14 protein-coding genes are annotated in these 15,028 nt (G+C 67.0%); 8 read left to right on the forward strand and 6 right to left on the reverse strand.

Annotation, left to right across the window (positions count from 1 at the left end; genetic code table 11):
- Positions 1-70: 70 nt before the first annotated feature.
- Positions 71-1,096, reverse strand: coding sequence for a CDP-6-deoxy-delta-3,4-glucoseen reductase (locus QPK32_RS08770; protein ID WP_290412412.1), 1,026 nt, complete (start codon positions 1,094-1,096; stop codon positions 71-73).
- A gap of 11 nt (positions 1,097-1,107) precedes the next feature.
- On the opposite strand from QPK32_RS08770, the gene QPK32_RS08775 reads away from it, so the two are divergent.
- Together QPK32_RS08775 and QPK32_RS08780 are read left to right on the forward strand one after the other, a co-directional pair.
- Positions 1,108-2,037: an NAD-dependent epimerase/dehydratase family protein gene (locus QPK32_RS08775; RefSeq protein WP_290412413.1), complete on the forward strand. Its 930-nt coding sequence runs from the start codon at positions 1,108-1,110 to the stop codon at positions 2,035-2,037.
- 185 nt (positions 2,038-2,222) lie between these two features.
- On the forward strand, positions 2,223-2,492 hold the full coding sequence (locus QPK32_RS08780; RefSeq protein ID WP_290412414.1) for a hypothetical protein: 270 nt from the start codon (positions 2,223-2,225) through the stop codon (positions 2,490-2,492).
- Between the two features lie 63 nt (positions 2,493-2,555).
- Here QPK32_RS08780 and QPK32_RS08785 read toward each other — a convergent pair whose 3' ends face one another.
- The 3 genes from QPK32_RS08785 to QPK32_RS08795 form a co-directional block, all read right to left on the reverse strand.
- Complete coding sequence (locus QPK32_RS08785; RefSeq protein WP_290412415.1) at positions 2,556-3,263, reverse strand: hypothetical protein; 708 nt, start codon at positions 3,261-3,263, stop codon at positions 2,556-2,558.
- A 198-nt stretch (positions 3,264-3,461) separates the two neighbouring features.
- Positions 3,462-5,318, reverse strand: a complete 1,857-nt coding sequence (locus tag QPK32_RS08790) for a CHASE domain-containing protein (RefSeq protein WP_290412416.1) — start codon at positions 5,316-5,318, stop codon at positions 3,462-3,464.
- Positions 5,319-5,477: 159 nt separating this feature from the next.
- Entirely contained in the window at positions 5,478-7,229 is a 1,752-nt protein-coding gene (locus QPK32_RS08795; RefSeq protein ID WP_290412417.1) for a glutamine--tRNA ligase/YqeY domain fusion protein, read from the reverse strand.
- A 226-nt stretch (positions 7,230-7,455) separates the two neighbouring features.
- Here QPK32_RS08795 and QPK32_RS08800 point away from each other — a divergent pair, with 226 nt between their 5' ends.
- The 6 genes from QPK32_RS08800 (at position 7,456) to QPK32_RS08825 (ending at position 11,814) form a co-directional block, all read left to right on the forward strand.
- Entirely contained in the window at positions 7,456-7,746 is a 291-nt protein-coding gene (locus tag QPK32_RS08800) for a DnaJ domain-containing protein (RefSeq protein ID WP_290412418.1), read from the forward strand.
- Positions 7,747-7,798: 52 nt separating this feature from the next.
- Complete coding sequence (locus QPK32_RS08805) at positions 7,799-8,323, forward strand: hypothetical protein (protein WP_290412419.1); 525 nt, start codon at positions 7,799-7,801, stop codon at positions 8,321-8,323.
- Complete coding sequence (locus tag QPK32_RS08810) at positions 8,320-9,102, forward strand: hypothetical protein (protein WP_290412420.1); 783 nt, start codon at positions 8,320-8,322, stop codon at positions 9,100-9,102. Before QPK32_RS08805 ends, QPK32_RS08810 begins: the two co-directional genes overlap by 4 nt.
- Positions 9,103-9,119: 17 nt before the next feature.
- On the forward strand, positions 9,120-10,001 hold the full coding sequence (locus QPK32_RS08815; protein WP_290412421.1) for a hypothetical protein: 882 nt from the start codon (positions 9,120-9,122) through the stop codon (positions 9,999-10,001).
- A 108-nt stretch (positions 10,002-10,109) separates the two neighbouring features.
- A complete protein-coding gene (locus QPK32_RS08820; RefSeq protein ID WP_290412422.1) occupies positions 10,110-11,336 on the forward strand; it encodes an MFS transporter in 1,227 nt (408 codons plus the stop codon).
- Between the two features lie 160 nt (positions 11,337-11,496).
- The gene (locus QPK32_RS08825; protein ID WP_290412423.1) at positions 11,497-11,814 is read left to right on the forward strand and encodes a hypothetical protein; all 318 of its coding nucleotides are present in this window, start codon (positions 11,497-11,499) and stop codon (positions 11,812-11,814) included.
- A gap of 156 nt (positions 11,815-11,970) precedes the next feature.
- Here the strand turns inward: QPK32_RS08825 and QPK32_RS08830 are convergent, their stop codons facing one another.
- On the reverse strand, positions 11,971-13,191 hold the full coding sequence (locus tag QPK32_RS08830; RefSeq protein WP_290412424.1) for a CaiB/BaiF CoA-transferase family protein: 1,221 nt from the start codon (positions 13,189-13,191) through the stop codon (positions 11,971-11,973).
- A gap of 37 nt (positions 13,192-13,228) precedes the next feature.
- Positions 13,229-14,995: a cation:proton antiporter gene (locus QPK32_RS08835; RefSeq protein WP_290412425.1), complete on the reverse strand. Its 1,767-nt coding sequence runs from the start codon at positions 14,993-14,995 to the stop codon at positions 13,229-13,231.
- Between the last annotated feature and the right edge of the window lie 33 nt (positions 14,996-15,028).

Raw genomic sequence — 15,028 nt, forward strand, 5'->3', positions numbered from 1 at the left:
GGTGCTGGTAGAAAAGCAACCTTCATTGTGCCCTATATGCCGAATATATGCTGTCTTGACACTCTCCCGCCTACGACGCCAGGTCGGCCTCGGTAGTGAAGGCGTCGGCGTAGAACTCTTCCGCGGGCAGGCCGCAATGCGCCACGTACTCGGTGCGCGCGGCATCGACCATGACGGGCGCGCCGCAGGCATACACCTGGTGCTGCGACAGGTCGGGGATGTCCTGCATCACGGCCGCGTGGACCCAGCCGGTGCGGCCGCTCCAGCCGTCTTCCGGCAGCGCGTCCGAGACCACGGGCACGTAGGTCAGCCAGGGCAGCTCGCGCGCCCATTGCTCGCACAGTTCGTGCATGTACAGGTCCTGCGGGCGCCGGCCGCCCCAGTACAGGGCGACCTTGCGCTCCGACTTCAGGTGGATCATGTGCTCGACCAGCGCCTTGACGGGCGCGAAGCCCGTGCCCGAGGCCAGCAGCACGATGGGCTTGTCCGAATCCTCGCGCAGGAAGAAGGTGCCCAGCGGGCCTTCGAAACGCAGGATGTCGCGTTCCTTCATGGCGCCGAACACGTGGTCGGTGAACAGGCCGCCGGGCAGGTGGCGGATGTGCAGTTCCAGCGGGCCGCTGAAGGAGGGCGCCACGGCGATGCTGTAGGCGCGGCGCTTGCCGTCCTTGAGCATGAATTCGACGTACTGGCCGGCGCGGTAGGCCAGCGCCTCGTTGGCCGGCAGTTGCAGCGTGAGGATGGCGACGTCCGGCGCGGCGCGGCGGATCGACTGCACGCGCGTGGGCATCTTGCGCAGCGGGTACTCGCTGCTGCCGCCCACTTCGCGCGCCTCGATGGTCAAGGGGCCTTCCGGCACGGCGCAGCAGAACAGCGCATAGCCTTGCAGCTTTTCCTGGTCCGTCAGGGCGCGCGCCTGGTGCGGCTTGTGGTGCACCGTGCCCTCGACGACCTTGCCCTTGCAGGAACCGCAGGCGCCGTTCTTGCAGCCGTAGGGCAGGCCGATGCCGGCGCGGATGGCCGCGCCGAGCACGGTGTCGTCCGCCTCGCAGTCGAAGTGGTGGCCGCTGGGCTGGACAGTGATCTGGAACGTCATACAATCCTCGAATGAATACTCAATATGATCTGAAATCGGATAAGCCGCGTTTCGGCAGGCCGCACCTCGGCAAGCCGCGCCTGCTGGTGGTCGGCTGCGGCGACGTCGGCATGCGCCTGCTGCCGCTGCTCACGGCGCGCTACCGCGTGTTCGCGCTCACCAGCCAACCCGGACGCTGCGCCGAGCTGCGCGCCGCCGGGGCGATTCCCGTCGTCGCCGACCTCGACCGGCCGCGCACGCTGGCCCGCCTGGCCGGCCTCGCGCGCCGCGTGGTACACCTGGCGCCGCCGCAGCCGCAGGGCGCGCTCGACGTGCGCACGCGCAATTTGACCGCCATTCTACCCGAGGGGGCCCAGGTGGTTTATGTCAGCACCAGCGGGGTCTACGGCGACCGCGGCGGGCGCCTGACGCCGGAAACGACGCCGGTAGCGCCGCGCAATGCGCGCGCCGCGCGCCGCGTCGATGCCGAACGGGTGCTGCGCGCCTGGACGCTGGCCGCGCGCGGCCGGGTGACGATCCTGCGCGCGCCCGGCATCTACGCGGCCGACCGCCTGCCGCTCGAGCGCCTGCAGCGCGGCACGCCGGCGCTGGCCGCGGACGACGACGTGTACACCAACCACATCCACGCGGACGACCTGGCGCGGCTGGCGCTGGCGGCGCTGCGGCACGGCAAGCCAAGCCGCGCCTACAACGCCAGCGACGACACGCACATGAAGATGGGCGCGTACTTCGACCTGGTGGCCGACGCCTTCGGGCTGGCGCGGCCCCCGCGCCTGGGGCGTGCCGAGCTGGAGCGGGTGGTGACGCCGGTGCAGCTGTCCTTCATGTCGGAATCGCGCCGGCTCGACAATAGCCGCCTGCGCGAGCTGCGCGTACGGCTGCTGCATCCGCGTGTGGAAGCGGTGGTACAGGCGGCCGCACGATTGCATGTAAAGGCTTGACAAAGCGGAAAAGGGGCGGGGGAAATAAGGCCGGCTTAAGCAAATAATAATTGATCCATGTATCATTCGGGAACGCCGTAGAGCGACCATACAAATACAAGGTTATTTCCCAAACTAGCGTATTTTTCATACCCGGACTGGGTGATGAAAAATAGTTCATGGATTGTTATTTTTGAAAGAAGATCATGCCTATCCGCCGTATTCCGACCGGCGCCGAGTATGACCCGAACCGGGTGCTCGACGCCATCATCAAGAAACTGTCGCTCAAGAACGATGCCGCCCTGTCGCGCGTGCTCGAAGTCGCTCCGCCGGTGATCAGCAAGATCCGCCACAACACGCTGCCGATCGGGGCCACCATCCTGCTGCGCATGCACGAAGTGTCCGACTACAGCATCCGCGAACTGCGCGCGCTGATGGTGCGCGACGGCGCCGGGAAAGAAGCGCTGCCCGCCTGATACGAAAACGCCCGTGCCGCGAACGGCACGGGCTCGGACGCAAGCGCGCCGGCGTCCTGCCGGTCAGGCGCTGGCCTGCCAGGTGATGGCGCCGTTCTCGATGCGGATGTCGCGCACGGCCGGGGCGGCGCGCAGTGCGAATCCCGTCGACGCGCCGTTCGGGACGGGACCGCCGCAGAATGCGATTGCCGCTGCGTTGCGATCGTTCGGGACGGGACCGCCGCAGAACGCCAGCGCCGCCGCCTTGCGATCGTTCGGGACGGGACCGCCGCAGAACGCCACCGCCGCTGCCTTGCGATCGTTCGGAACGGGACCGCCGCAGAACGACAGCGCCACCGCCTCCCCGTTCGGAACCGGGCCGCCGCAGAACGCCGTCTTCGCGCGCATGGCCGGATAGGCTTCGCCGAACGTCGCTTCGTACAGGGTACGCATGCGTTCGCCGCTGTCGAGGCGGAACTGCGCGTCGTCGCCGCCGCGCATGCCCACGTACGGGTAATGGTGCAGGAAGTAGCCGAAGACCTGTTCGCAATCCTGGGCGTACTTCATCGTGTCGAGGATGTGGTAGTGCCAGAAGGTATCGACGTCGGCCAGTGGCGCCGTCTCCTCATGCGGATACAGCTTCATCAGGCACAGGAAACGCCGGTATTCCTTTTCGACGGCATCCGCCTTCTCCCGGCTCCAGCCTTCGCCCGATGCGACATGCATCAGCTTGGCCTTGATCGGTTCCAGGTCGAGTTCCATTACCGCGGTCAGCGAAATGTTGGCTTTCATGGTCATCCTCATCGTAGTGGTGATGTCGTTGTGTACTGCTTCCTAGTGATGGTTGCGGTATTGCGGGTTTCCGACGTATTCCGCCATTTCCAAGCAGCAAGAATAAAACTTGTCCTTGACCTGCATTACCTGTGCTCAATGTAGTTGAGCCAACTAGTGGAATACTTGCGATTGGTCAATATTCGGGCCCGGACGGTTTCAAATCACGGCCGAGCCGGACTTGAACTCGTGTTGCGGATACACCGGCGGCTCGGCCGCGCCGATCACCGGCGCCGACACCATCACCGTCGTCCCGCCGTCCGGCTCGCTGAACACGGCGCAGGTGCCGCCCAGGATGACGATGCGTTCCTCGATGCCGACGAGGCCGAAGGAGCCGAACTTGTTGTGTCCGCCCGGCGGCAGGCCCACGCCGTTGTCCTTGACCGTCAGCGACAGCCAGTCGCCGTTCAGGCGCAACTCGACCCTGACCTCGGTGGCGTTCGCATGGCGCACGATATTGGTCAGGGATTCCTGCAGGATGCGGAAGAACGCGGTGGCGCAATGGTCGGGCAGGGCGATGTCGCCATGGTCGTCGTGCACCTCGCAGCGGATGCCGGTGCGGCGCTGGAACTGGTTGACCTGCCATTCCACGGCGGCCGACAGGCCCAGGTCGAGCACGGTAGGGCGCAGGTCGTTGATGATCTGGCGCACGCTCTTGATCGTGGTGTCGAGCTGCAGCAGCGTGGCGCGGGCGCGTTTGTGCAGGATGCCGTGCGAGCCCTTGGTGCGCGTGGCCAGCAGTTCCGTCTCGATGCGCAGCGCCAGCAGGTTCTGGCCGAGGTCGTCGTGGATCTCGCGCGCGATGCGCTTGCGCTCCAATTCCTTGATCTGGTACGCGTGGTCGGCCAGGCGCCGCAGCTTGTAGTGCGACAGCTGCAGCTTGCTCTGGCTCTCGCGCAGTTCGCTCGTCATTTCGCGGGCCAGCACGAGGGCGGCGCGGCGCGACGAGGTCAGGATGTACAGGAGCGCATACAGCAGGATCGAGCCGAGGAAGCCGAAGGCCATCATCAGCTTCGGATAGTAGGCGTCGAATTCCGTGTACAGCGCCGCCTTGGGCACGCTGTAGACGGTCTTCCACGGGCGGCCGTTGTAGTCCAGCGGCAGCGAGGTCGAGAAGATATCGTCGCCCCGCTCGAGGGCGGGCCTGGGCGTGGCATTGGTGCCGTGGCTGTCGAACAGCGTCATCGGCGGGGCGTTCATGTGCCAGCCGTCGGCCTCGAGTTTCTGTCCGGTGTCGAGCAGTGTCATGCGCATGCCGGACAGGGGGATTTCGTCCATGGCGCCATGCAGCAGCTTGGGCAGGCTGAAGGCGATGCCGATCGAGCCGTCGTACGCCGCGCGGCGCTGCTCGACCGTATCGCGCGGCATCCCATGGCGGTAGACCGGCAGGCGCATGCCGAGGAAGATGTCGTTGGGCCTGGACAGCAGCGGGATCGGCGAGCCCGTTACCACGATCGTGCCCTCGTCGCGCGACTGCAGCAATTGCGTGCCGAAGTAGGGATTGGCAAGCAGGTCGATGCCGAACAGCCGGGAGTGCCCGGGATCGGGCTCGTAATAGGTCACGATCAGGTATTCGGACCGGATGCCGGGCGGCGAGATGCCGACGGGCGTTTCGTCGCGGCCCAGGTGGCGGCGAATGTCGGCCCGCCAGCGCTCCATCAGCGCGGGCCTGTCGCGCTCGGTCACGTGGCGCGCGAAATTGATGTTGTCGACTGCCGGGAAATGCGCGCTCAGCGCCAGGCCGCGCACGTACTCATGGAATTCGTCGTGGTCGACGTGGCTGGAGCTCTGCAGCACGCTGGCAGTGTTGCGCAGCAGGTCCGTGTACGACTTGATGCGCACCTCGATCACGCTTTGCGCATAGCGCGCATGGTTGGCGAAGCGCTCGCGCGCATCGCTCTCGATCGAGCGGTGGGTGAAGATGTACAGCGAACTGCCGATCAGCGAGGACAGCAGCGCGCCGATCCAGAACGAGACCTTGGTGATGGAAAAGGCATCCCGCAGCACCGTAGACATGGCAATCCCCGACGGATGTATTTATCCATATCAACTTACTCAAGTTGGATGCGGGGGGGACCTAGCAGATCAGACGGGTTGTGGGGACAAACGGCAGAATATACGCATGTGGCCCCTGCGCGGCAGGGGCGACGGTGGCGGATTGCCCGCCACCTTCACTTACTTGGCCCAGCTGTCCTTGAGCGTGGTGACGCGGTTGAACACCGGCTTGCCCGGCTGGGAATCGACGCGGTCGGCGACGAAATAGCCGTGGCGCTCGAACTGGAAGCGCTGGTCGGCCACGGCGTCCTTCAGGCCCGGCTCCAGGTAGGCCGTGACGGTTTCCAGCGCGTTCGGGTTCAGCACCGACTTGAAGTCGCGCCCGCCCGCATCCGGCTGCGGTTCCGTGAACAGGCGGTCGTACAGGCGTACCTCGGCTTCGAGCGCGTGCGAGGCGCCGACCCAGGTGATGTTGCCCTTGACCTTGTAGTTGTCGGCGCCCGGCGTGCCCGATTTCGAATCCTCGAAATAGTTCACGTGGACGGCCGTCACGTTGCCGTTCTCGTCCTTGTCGAAGCCCGTGCACTCGACCACGAAGCCGTACTTCAGGCGCACGCGCGCGCCCGGCTTGTCGGCCGTGGGCGGGGTGAAGCGGTGGTAGCCCTTGGTCGGCACTTCCATGAAGTCTTCCTGCTCGATCCACAATTCCTTCGTGAACGGGAAGGAGCGGGTGCCCCATTCCGGATGGTGCGGGTGGACCGGCGCGCTGCACTCGACGACTTCGCCTTCCGGGAAGTTGTCGACGATCAGCTTGAGCGGACGCAGCACGGCGATCGCGCGCGGTGCCTTCGGATCGAGGTCGTCGCGCAGCGCGCCTTCCAGCGTGCTCATGTCGATCCAGCCGTCGACCTTGGACACGCCGATGCGCTCGCAGAACAGCTGGATCGATTCCGGCGTGTAGCCGCGGCGGCGCAGGCCGACGATGGTGGGCATGCGCGGGTCGTCCCAGCCCGTGACGATGTGCTCGTCGACCAGCTGGCGCAGCTTGCGCTTGGAGGTGACGACGTAGGTCAGGTTCAGGCGCGAGAATTCGTACTGGCGCGGTACCGGGCGGGTGAAGAAGCCGCCGTCGGCCAGCGTGTCCACGAGCCAGTCGTAGAACGGGCGGTGGTCGGTGAATTCCAGCGTGCACAGCGAATGCGTGATGTCTTCCAGCGCATCCGAGATCGGGTGCGTGTAGTCGTACATCGGGTAGATGCACCATGTGTCGCCGGTGCGGTGGTGGTGCGCATGGCGGATGCGGTACAGGGCCGGGTCGCGGTTCGTCATGATGGGCGAGGCCATCGCGTCCTCGCTCATCTTGGCGCGCAGGATGTGTTCGCCGTCCTTGTACTTGCCGGCCTTCATGTCGCGGAACAGTTGCAGCGATTCTTCCACCGGGCGGTTGCGGAACGGCGAGTTGGTGCCCGGCGTGCCGAAGTTGCCGCGGTTCTTCGCCATGTCCTCGGCGCTCTGGCTGTCGACGTAGGCCTTGCCTTCCTTGATCAGGTACTCGGCCATCTCGTACAGCTTGTCGAAATAGTCGCTGGCGTAGTGCAGGTATTCCTGGCCGCCCTGTTCCCAGGAGAAGCCCAGCCACTTGACGCTGTCCATGATGGTGTCGACATATTCCTGGTCTTCCTTCTCGGGATTGGTATCGTCGAAGCGCAGGTGGCAGCGGCCGGCGTAGTCGCGCGCCAGGCCGAAGTTCAGGCAGATCGATTTGGCATGGCCCACGTGCAGGTAGCCGTTCGGCTCCGGCGGGAAGCGCGTGATGACCGGGGGCATGCCTGCGCGGGCATGGGTGCCCGCCGCGAGATCGGATTCGACGATCGCGCGTACGAAATTCGACGACGGCGCAGGTGCCGCCGCGGAGTTCTTGTCGTTGCTCATGGAAACTAGTTCTGGATAGGTAATATCCAGGCATTTTACCGTAGATGCACGGGACCGGGCCGCCTATGTGGGCAAGCGCACGGTTTGGCGCGCCACCCAGGATGGATACTGGACGCGCCCCGTCTTCCGGCAGGCGCGAGCGGCCATGGCGAACCTGTCAAGATGGCGCTTTCTATAGCATAATCTCGGATTGACATTTTTTTTCGGCACAGCCGGAGAGTTCCAAGTGGAAAATCTATACGCGATCCTCGGCGTCGCGCCGAACGCCACCGACGACGACATCAAGAAGGTATATCGCTCGCTGGCGATGCGCTACCACCCGGACCGCAACCAGGCGCCGGGCGCGGAAGCACGCTTCAAGGCCGTCACCAAGGCCTACGAGGTGCTGTCCGATCCGGCCAGGCGGGCCGAATACGACCAGAGCGTGAACCACCGCATCGTGCTCGACGCCGAGGCGGAAGCATTCGAGCTGTGGCGCTCCTTGTTCGCGCTGAACGGCGTGACGATTGCCGCTTGACCGCGCAGGCCCACCCGCGCCCCCCAAGACATCAACAGAATACGAGTCGAACATGAAAAAAGTACATCCGGAATTCGCTTTCCAGTCGCGCGAACTGGAAGGCCAGATCGAAGGCACGCTGGGCGATCCGCCCAACCGCAAGAACTACGACACGATGGTGCAGGCCCTCGTGTCCGAGTACGCCAGCGGCGACGGCCTGGACGACGTCAACATGATGGCGTTCGCCCTGGTCGACCGCATCCGCTTCACCGACCCCAAGGGCCTCATCCGCGAAGCCTACGACTACGAGGGCGGCGATCCGGCCCACGTATTCTCGATGGCCAATTGCGACGGCGACGAGGAAGGCAAGGCCATGTACGAGGCGATCTGCGCCAACCACCCGGAGATGGCGCGCCAGGCCATCGTCACCGCCTTCCTGTACAAGAATCCGGCGCGCTGGGAAGACGACGACCAGTCGCTCGACCAGCTGGCGCGCGACGACGAGGGTGACGACGACGAGCTGGACGAAACCGCGGCCGGCGCCGCCGGCGACGACTTCGTCGGCCTGTTCGACCAGGATGGAGGCGAGCGCGAATGAGCGACGAGAACAAATCCAACCTGCCGGCGCTGACCAGGCAGGTCGGCGACCTGGTGCTGGCCGGTTCGCTGCAGCACGCCGAGGAAGCGCTGTCGCAGGCGGCCGACGAGCATGGCGACTACGCCGTGGCCGAGGTGCTGTCGACGCTGCCGCCGCAGGTCACCGCGCTGCACCTGGCCGGCTTCGACGGCGCCAAGACCTCGCTGGCGACGCTGCTGGTGCCGCCCAAGGCCTGGGCCGAGAGCCTGGCCTACCTGGCCGCGACCTGGCCGGACGACATGATCGAGGACGATCCCGAGCGCATCGCCGAGGGCCTGTTCAACCACCTGCACGGCGTCGTCTACGCGACCGACGACGAGGACCGCCGCCACGAACTGCTGAGCGAAGCGTCGGCCACCGACTACGGCGCGACCGCGTTCGCCATCGTGTGGTCGCTGGCGCCGCGCGAGATCCTCGAGGTGGCCGGCGAGATCAACAACCGCGGCCCGCACATCAACGTGCACACGACGTCCGACAGCGACATCGTGCCGCTGGCCGTCGACCTGGCCAAGGCCAGCGAGGATGGCTGGCAGCGTTCGCTGCTCGAGCTGTTCCCGGAATACCGCAACACGGCCGACCTGGCCGACGTCGAGCTGCCGGACGACCCGGACGAGGAGCCTGAATTCCAGCAGCGCACGACGCGCGAACTGCTGTACCGCCTGCGCAAGCAGGTGCCGTCCGTGCGCAGCCAGCCGCGCCGCAGCGGCCGCCGCAGCATGGGTACGGACATCTTCTCGTGAGCGGGGTAGAAGCACGCATGCTGCCAGCCATCGTCATAGAGAAACTGCCGCGCCTGGTGCGCGCGATCCGCCTGATCCCGGGCCGGGCCAGCGCCGACGAGGCGGCGGGCCTGGCCGACGAGCTGGCGGGCATTACCGCCATGGTCGCGGAAAAATTCACCAACGACCGCACGGCCGAGGGCATCGGCCGCGCCCAGCTGCTCACCATCGGCTGCGTGTCGCTGGGCCTGGAAGACCTGGTCGGCGACGAGCCGGACGACGTGGGCGACGAAGCCGCCGTCGGCGTGCTGGTGAGCGAGGGTGCGGAGCTCGTGTTCCAGGCGGGCTTCCGCATGATCCGCGAACTGGCCGCGCTGCCGGAAGACACGCTGCTGGGCGAATTCGACAACGACCCCGTGTACGCGCAGCGCCGCCTGAAGGAGCTGTTCGTCGACATCTGCACGGCCGACCCGGGCGAGACCTGGACCGGCCACCAGCGCTACCTGGGCCAGCTCAAGCAGCGCCAGGAAACCCAGGCCGTCGTGCGCACGGCACAGTGGCTGCGCCGCCACCACTGGGAAGGCGCAGTCAAGGATCCGGACCTGAACGCCGAGGGCGTGATCGCGCTGGCGATCGTGTTCGGCATCGACGGCAGCGGCCGCATCGTGGCGCGCACGGGGCAGAAGGAGTTCGAGCGCTTCGTGAACGCGGTACGCAAGGAACAACCGGACTTCCAGGCCGGCTGGGCCAAGCTGCTGGAGAACATCCCGGCGCCGCACCAGGCCATCATCGCCAAGCGCATCGAGGCCTACCGCGACAGCACCTTCCTGAAGAACATCGCGGGCAAGGTGCCGCTGGCGCAGCTGTTCGTCGAGCTGGAAAACTACGCGGGTTCCGAGATCGACGCCGAGTATCCGTAGTCGAGGGCGTTCGGTGGGCGCCACGTGCCCACCATGACCATCTCCACGTATGGACATGGCCGTTCCCGTTTGGGGCTATGATTGCCCGTAAAAACAGGATCCATTTGCATGTCCCATCCCCCCATCACCACCGGCAGCGCCGAATTCAAGCGCATCAACCGCGCCATGGTCTTCGGCGGCTTTTCCACCTTCGCCCTGCTGTACTGCGTGCAGCCCCTGATGCCGCTGCTGGCGCGCGATTTCGCGCTCACGCCGGCGCAGAGCAGCCTCGCGCTGTCCGTCGCCACCGCCGCGCTGGCCGTCTCGCTGCTCGTGTCCAGCGTGCTGTCCGAGCGCCATGGCAGGAAGCCCCTGATGGCCGGCTCGATGTTCGCCGGCGGGGTGCTCACGCTGCTGGCCGCGTTCGCCCACAGCTATCCGCAATTGCTCGCGCTGCGCGCGCTGCTGGGCCTGCTGCTGGGCGGGATGCCGGCGCTGGCGATGGCCTACCTGAGCGAAGAGATCGACGGGCCGTCGCTGGGCCATTCGATGGGCCTGTACATCGGCGGCAGCGCGTTCGGCGGCATGGCCGGCCGCGTGCTGTCGTCCTTCATCAGCGATTTCTACGACTGGCGCATCGCCATGGGCGTGATGGGCGTGGCGGGCCTGTACGCCGCGTTCGAATTCAACCGCAGCCTGCCGGCCTCGCGCCGCTTCCGGCAGGGGCAGGGCGGCTTCGCGGCCCTGTTCCACGGCACCGTCAGGCACCTGCGCGACGAAGGCCTGCCCTGGTTGTTCTGCCTGTCCTTCCTGCTGATGGGCGCTTTCGTCAGCATGTACAACTACATCGGCTACCGCCTGCTGGCGCCGCCGTACGCGCTGCGCCAGAGCGCCGTCGGCGCCTTGTCGGTGCTGTACCTGCTGGGCATCTTCAGTTCCGTCTGGGCCGGCAAGCTGGCCGACCGCCTGGGACGGCGCAACGTGCTGTGGCTGGTGATGGGCATCATGCTGGCCGGCCTGTTGCTGACGCTGGCCGCGCCGCTGGCCTTCGTCGTCGTCGGCATGGGCCTGTTCACCTTCGGCTTCTTCGCCTCGCACTCGGTGGCCAGCAGCTGGGTCGGGCGGCGCGCGCGGCCGCCGCAGGCGCTGGCCTCGGCCCTGTACCTGTTCTTCTACTACCTGGGTTCCAGCGTGGTCGGCTGGCTCGCCGGCATCCTGTGGGCGCACGGCGGCTGGGCCGGCGTCGTCACGCTGCTGGGCGCGATCCTGGCGGCGGCGGTCGGCGTGGCGCTGCGCCTGCGCGGCCTCGCGCCGCTGGCGCCGCTGCCCGCCACGCCTGTTTCCGAGGCGCAATAAGAAATCAAATCCGGTAAATATGGTGGCAGTTTATTGCTGAGTTTTCCTGCTCTTCAGTATGTTTCGTGCGCCGGTTTTGCTGTGAAAAGCTTAATGTGACGATTCCAGGCCCGCACTCCAGGCAGTGCGGACATACACCATCAATGCGAAGGAGTACGTCATGTTGCAAGCAAACGAAATCCAGCAGCGATTCACTCATATTCAGCAAACCATCGGCGAAGCGCAGCAGGCGCTGGGCGACGCCCCGGACGAAATCCGCGACTGCATCGAGAAGCTGTCGCGCGAGGCGCAGCAGGCCCAGGACGTGATGCAGTCGAACGACCAGCAGCGCGTGATCGAATGCGTCGACCGCCTGGAAGACATGGGCGACGAAGCCAAGCGCATCAGCCGCTCGCTGCCGCAGATGCCGGCGCACCTGGAAGCCGCGGTGACCCGCGTGCACGCGGAGTTGTCGGACTTGAAGCACAAGCTGCACTAAGCGTGCGCTAAACGTGCACTAAGCGGCGCGCTACAGTAAGCCGGGAAGAAAAGCGTCGTCCCTGCGAAGGCAGGGACCCAATTTTATGTGCGCAGCGATTGCGCTAGTAGAACTTGGGTCCCTGCCTTCGCAGGGACGACGTCGTTTGGCAGCGCGTCATACGACGTTCCGGGCCCGCAGGGCGGCGATCTCCTCGCCGCTCTTGCCCAGCACCTCGCGCAGCACCTCGTCCGTATGCTGGCCCAGCAGCGGCGGCGCCAGGTCGCTCGTTGCCGGCGTCGCCGACAGCTTCATCGGGCTGCGCACCAGTTTCACCGTGCCCGCAACGGGGTGCGGCAAGGCGATCTCCATGCCGCGCGCGCGCACCTGCTCGTTGGCGAACACCTCGTCCAGCTCGTTGATCGGGCCGCACGGCACGCCTTCTTCTTCCAGCAGCGCGATCCACTCGTCGCGGCGCTTTTCCAGCACCATCTCGGCCAGCAGCGGCACCAGCGCGTCGCGGTTCTGCACGCGCAGCGGATTGGTGGAAAAGCGCGCGTCGTGCGCCAGTTCCGGCCGGCCGCCCGCCTCGACGAACTTGCGGTACTGGCCGTCGTTGCCGGCGGCGACGATGATGTGGCCATCCAGGCAGGCGAAGGTCTGGTAGGGCACGATGCTGGCGTGGGCATTGCCCCAGCGGCGCGGACGCTTGCCGCTGGCGAGGTAGCTGCTGCCGACGTTGGCCAGCATGGCGACCTGGGTGTCGAGCAGCGACATGTCGATGTGCTGGCCTTCGCCCGTGCGGTCGCGGTGCGTGAGCGCGGCCAGGATTGCCACCGTCGCATACATGCCCGTCATCAGGTCCGTGAGGGCGACGCCGGCCTTTTGCGGTCCGCCGCCGGGCAGCTCGTCGCGCTCGCCCGTGATCGACATCAGCCCGCCCATGCCCTGGACCAGGAAGTCGTAGCCGGCGCGGCCGGCGTAGGGGCCGTCCTGGCCGAAGCCCGTGATCGAGCAGTACACGAGGTCCGACTTGAGGGCCCGCAGCGATGCGTAATCGAGGCCGTAGCGCGCCAGGTGGCCGACCTTGAAGTTCTCGAGCACCACGTCGCATTGGAGGACCAGTTCGCGCAGCAGCGCCTGGCCGTCCGGGCTGGCGATATCGACGGTGACGGAGCGCTTGCCGCGGTTGGCGGACAGGTAGTAGGCCGCCTCGGTGGTGTGCGCGCCCGCGGCGTCCGGCGCGTAGGGCGGCCCCCAGGCGCGGGTATCGTCGCCGGCGCCGGGGCGCTCGATCTTGATGACGTCGGCGCCCAGGTCGGCCAGGTTCTGCGCGCACCAGGGCCCGGCCAGCACGCGCGACAGGTCCAGGACCCGGACATGGCCCAATGCCTTCATGTTGTCTCCTCGTTTTGTCGTTGTATGGTCCGGCGGATTATAGTCCCGCCTGCGCCTCCAGCGACGCCGCGAACAGGCTGCGTTCCTGGTCGACGATCAGGTCGACGCTGTGCCCATCCAGGCCCAGGGAGCCGAGCACGAAGGCCGACAGCTGCAGGCTCGCTTCCAGCGTTTCCGGCACCACCACGCTGGCGCCCGCGCGCTTGAGGGTCCGGGCATGCTTTTCGTCGCGCGAGCGGGCGAACAGGCGCGCGTGCGGGAATTCGCGCCGGATGCCGCGCACGGCCTGCAATGCCGCCGCCGGATTGTCCATCGTGAGCACGATGGCCGGCGCCTCGCCCGCATGCACGCGGCGCAGCAGTTCGGGGCGCGCCGCATTGCCGAAATAGACGGGCGCGCCGGCGCCGTGCTGCTGCGCCACCAGCTTGGCGTCGGTCTCGAACGCGATCCAGGGGATGCCCTGGCCGGCGAGCAGCTTGGCCAGCTGCTGGCCCACGCGCCCGAAGCCGGCGATGATCACGCGCCCGCCCGCGGACGGCGGCACGGCATCGGCCTGCGGCAGGATGTGCGCGCCCGCGCGCGCTTCCCAGCGCTCGCCGATGGCGCGTCCCAGCTTCGCCAGCAGCGGCGTGATGAACAGCGACAGGCCGACGGCCAGCATCACGCGCCCGCCCAGGCTTGCGTCCAGCAGCCGGCTCGCGACGGCGTAGCCGATCACGATGAAGGCGAATTCGCCGCCCTGGCCCAGCAGCAGGCCGCCTTCGACGGCGCGGCCCCACGGCAGGCCGCCCGCGCGCAGCAGCGGCGCGATCACGGCCGTCTTGCACAGCACCAGCGCCAGCACGGCGCCGGCGAGCCACACGGGCGCCTGCACGACCTGCAGCACGTCCATGCCCATGCCGACCGTCATGAAGAACAGCCCCATCAGCAGGCCCTTGAACGGTTCGATCATCAGCTCGACCTCGTGCTTGAATTCCGTCTCGGCCAGCAGCAGGCCGGCGATCAGCGCGCCCAGCGCCATCGACAGCCCGGCCATCGCGCACAGGCCCGCGATGCCGAAGGTCGACAGCAGGATCAGGGCCATGAACACGTCCGGCTGGCGGTTGCGGGCGAAGGCCCGGAACAGCGGACGGATCACGCGGCCGCCGACCAGGTAGATGAGGGCGATGGCGACGGCCGCCTTGGCCATCGCGATCAGCACCTGCAGCGCGATGGCGGCGCCGCTGCTTGCCGCATCGCCGCCGGCCAGCGCCCCGATCAGGATCAGGATCGGCACCACGGCCAGGTCCTGGAACATCAGCACGGCGAACGTGGCCTGGCCCAGGGGCGAGCCGGTGTCGTGGCGCTCGCCCAGCAGCTGCATCACGACGGCCGTCGACGACAGCGACAGCACCAGGCCCAGCACCAGGGCCGCATTCATGCCCGGGGCCAGCAGCAGCGCCACGGCGCCGCCGATCAGCGCTGCGCACAGCACGACCTGGGCCGCGCCGATGCCGAACACCCAGCGCCGCATCGCCCACAGGCGCGCGGCCGACAGCTCCAGGCCGATCATGAACATCAGGAACAGCACGCCCAGTTCGGCGAGCATCGCGACGTCCTCGTTGTTGGGGAAGGTGAACCAGCCGAGCCAGTGCAGGTCCTCGGCCATGCGACCCAGGCCGAAGGGGCCGAGCAGGGCGCCGACGGCGAGGAAGCCCAGCACCGGGTTGATGCGCAGGCGCTGCAGCGTGGGGATCAGGATGCCGGAGAGGGTCAGGAACAGGAGGATTTCCCGCAGAAAGGGGAAGGCGTGTTGCTCTTGCACGGGCGGACCTCGGTAATGACAAACCGGGCCATT

This window comes from Massilia sp. YIM B02763, from assembly GCF_030412015.1.
GTDB lineage: Bacteria > Pseudomonadota > Gammaproteobacteria > Burkholderiales > Burkholderiaceae_D > Telluria.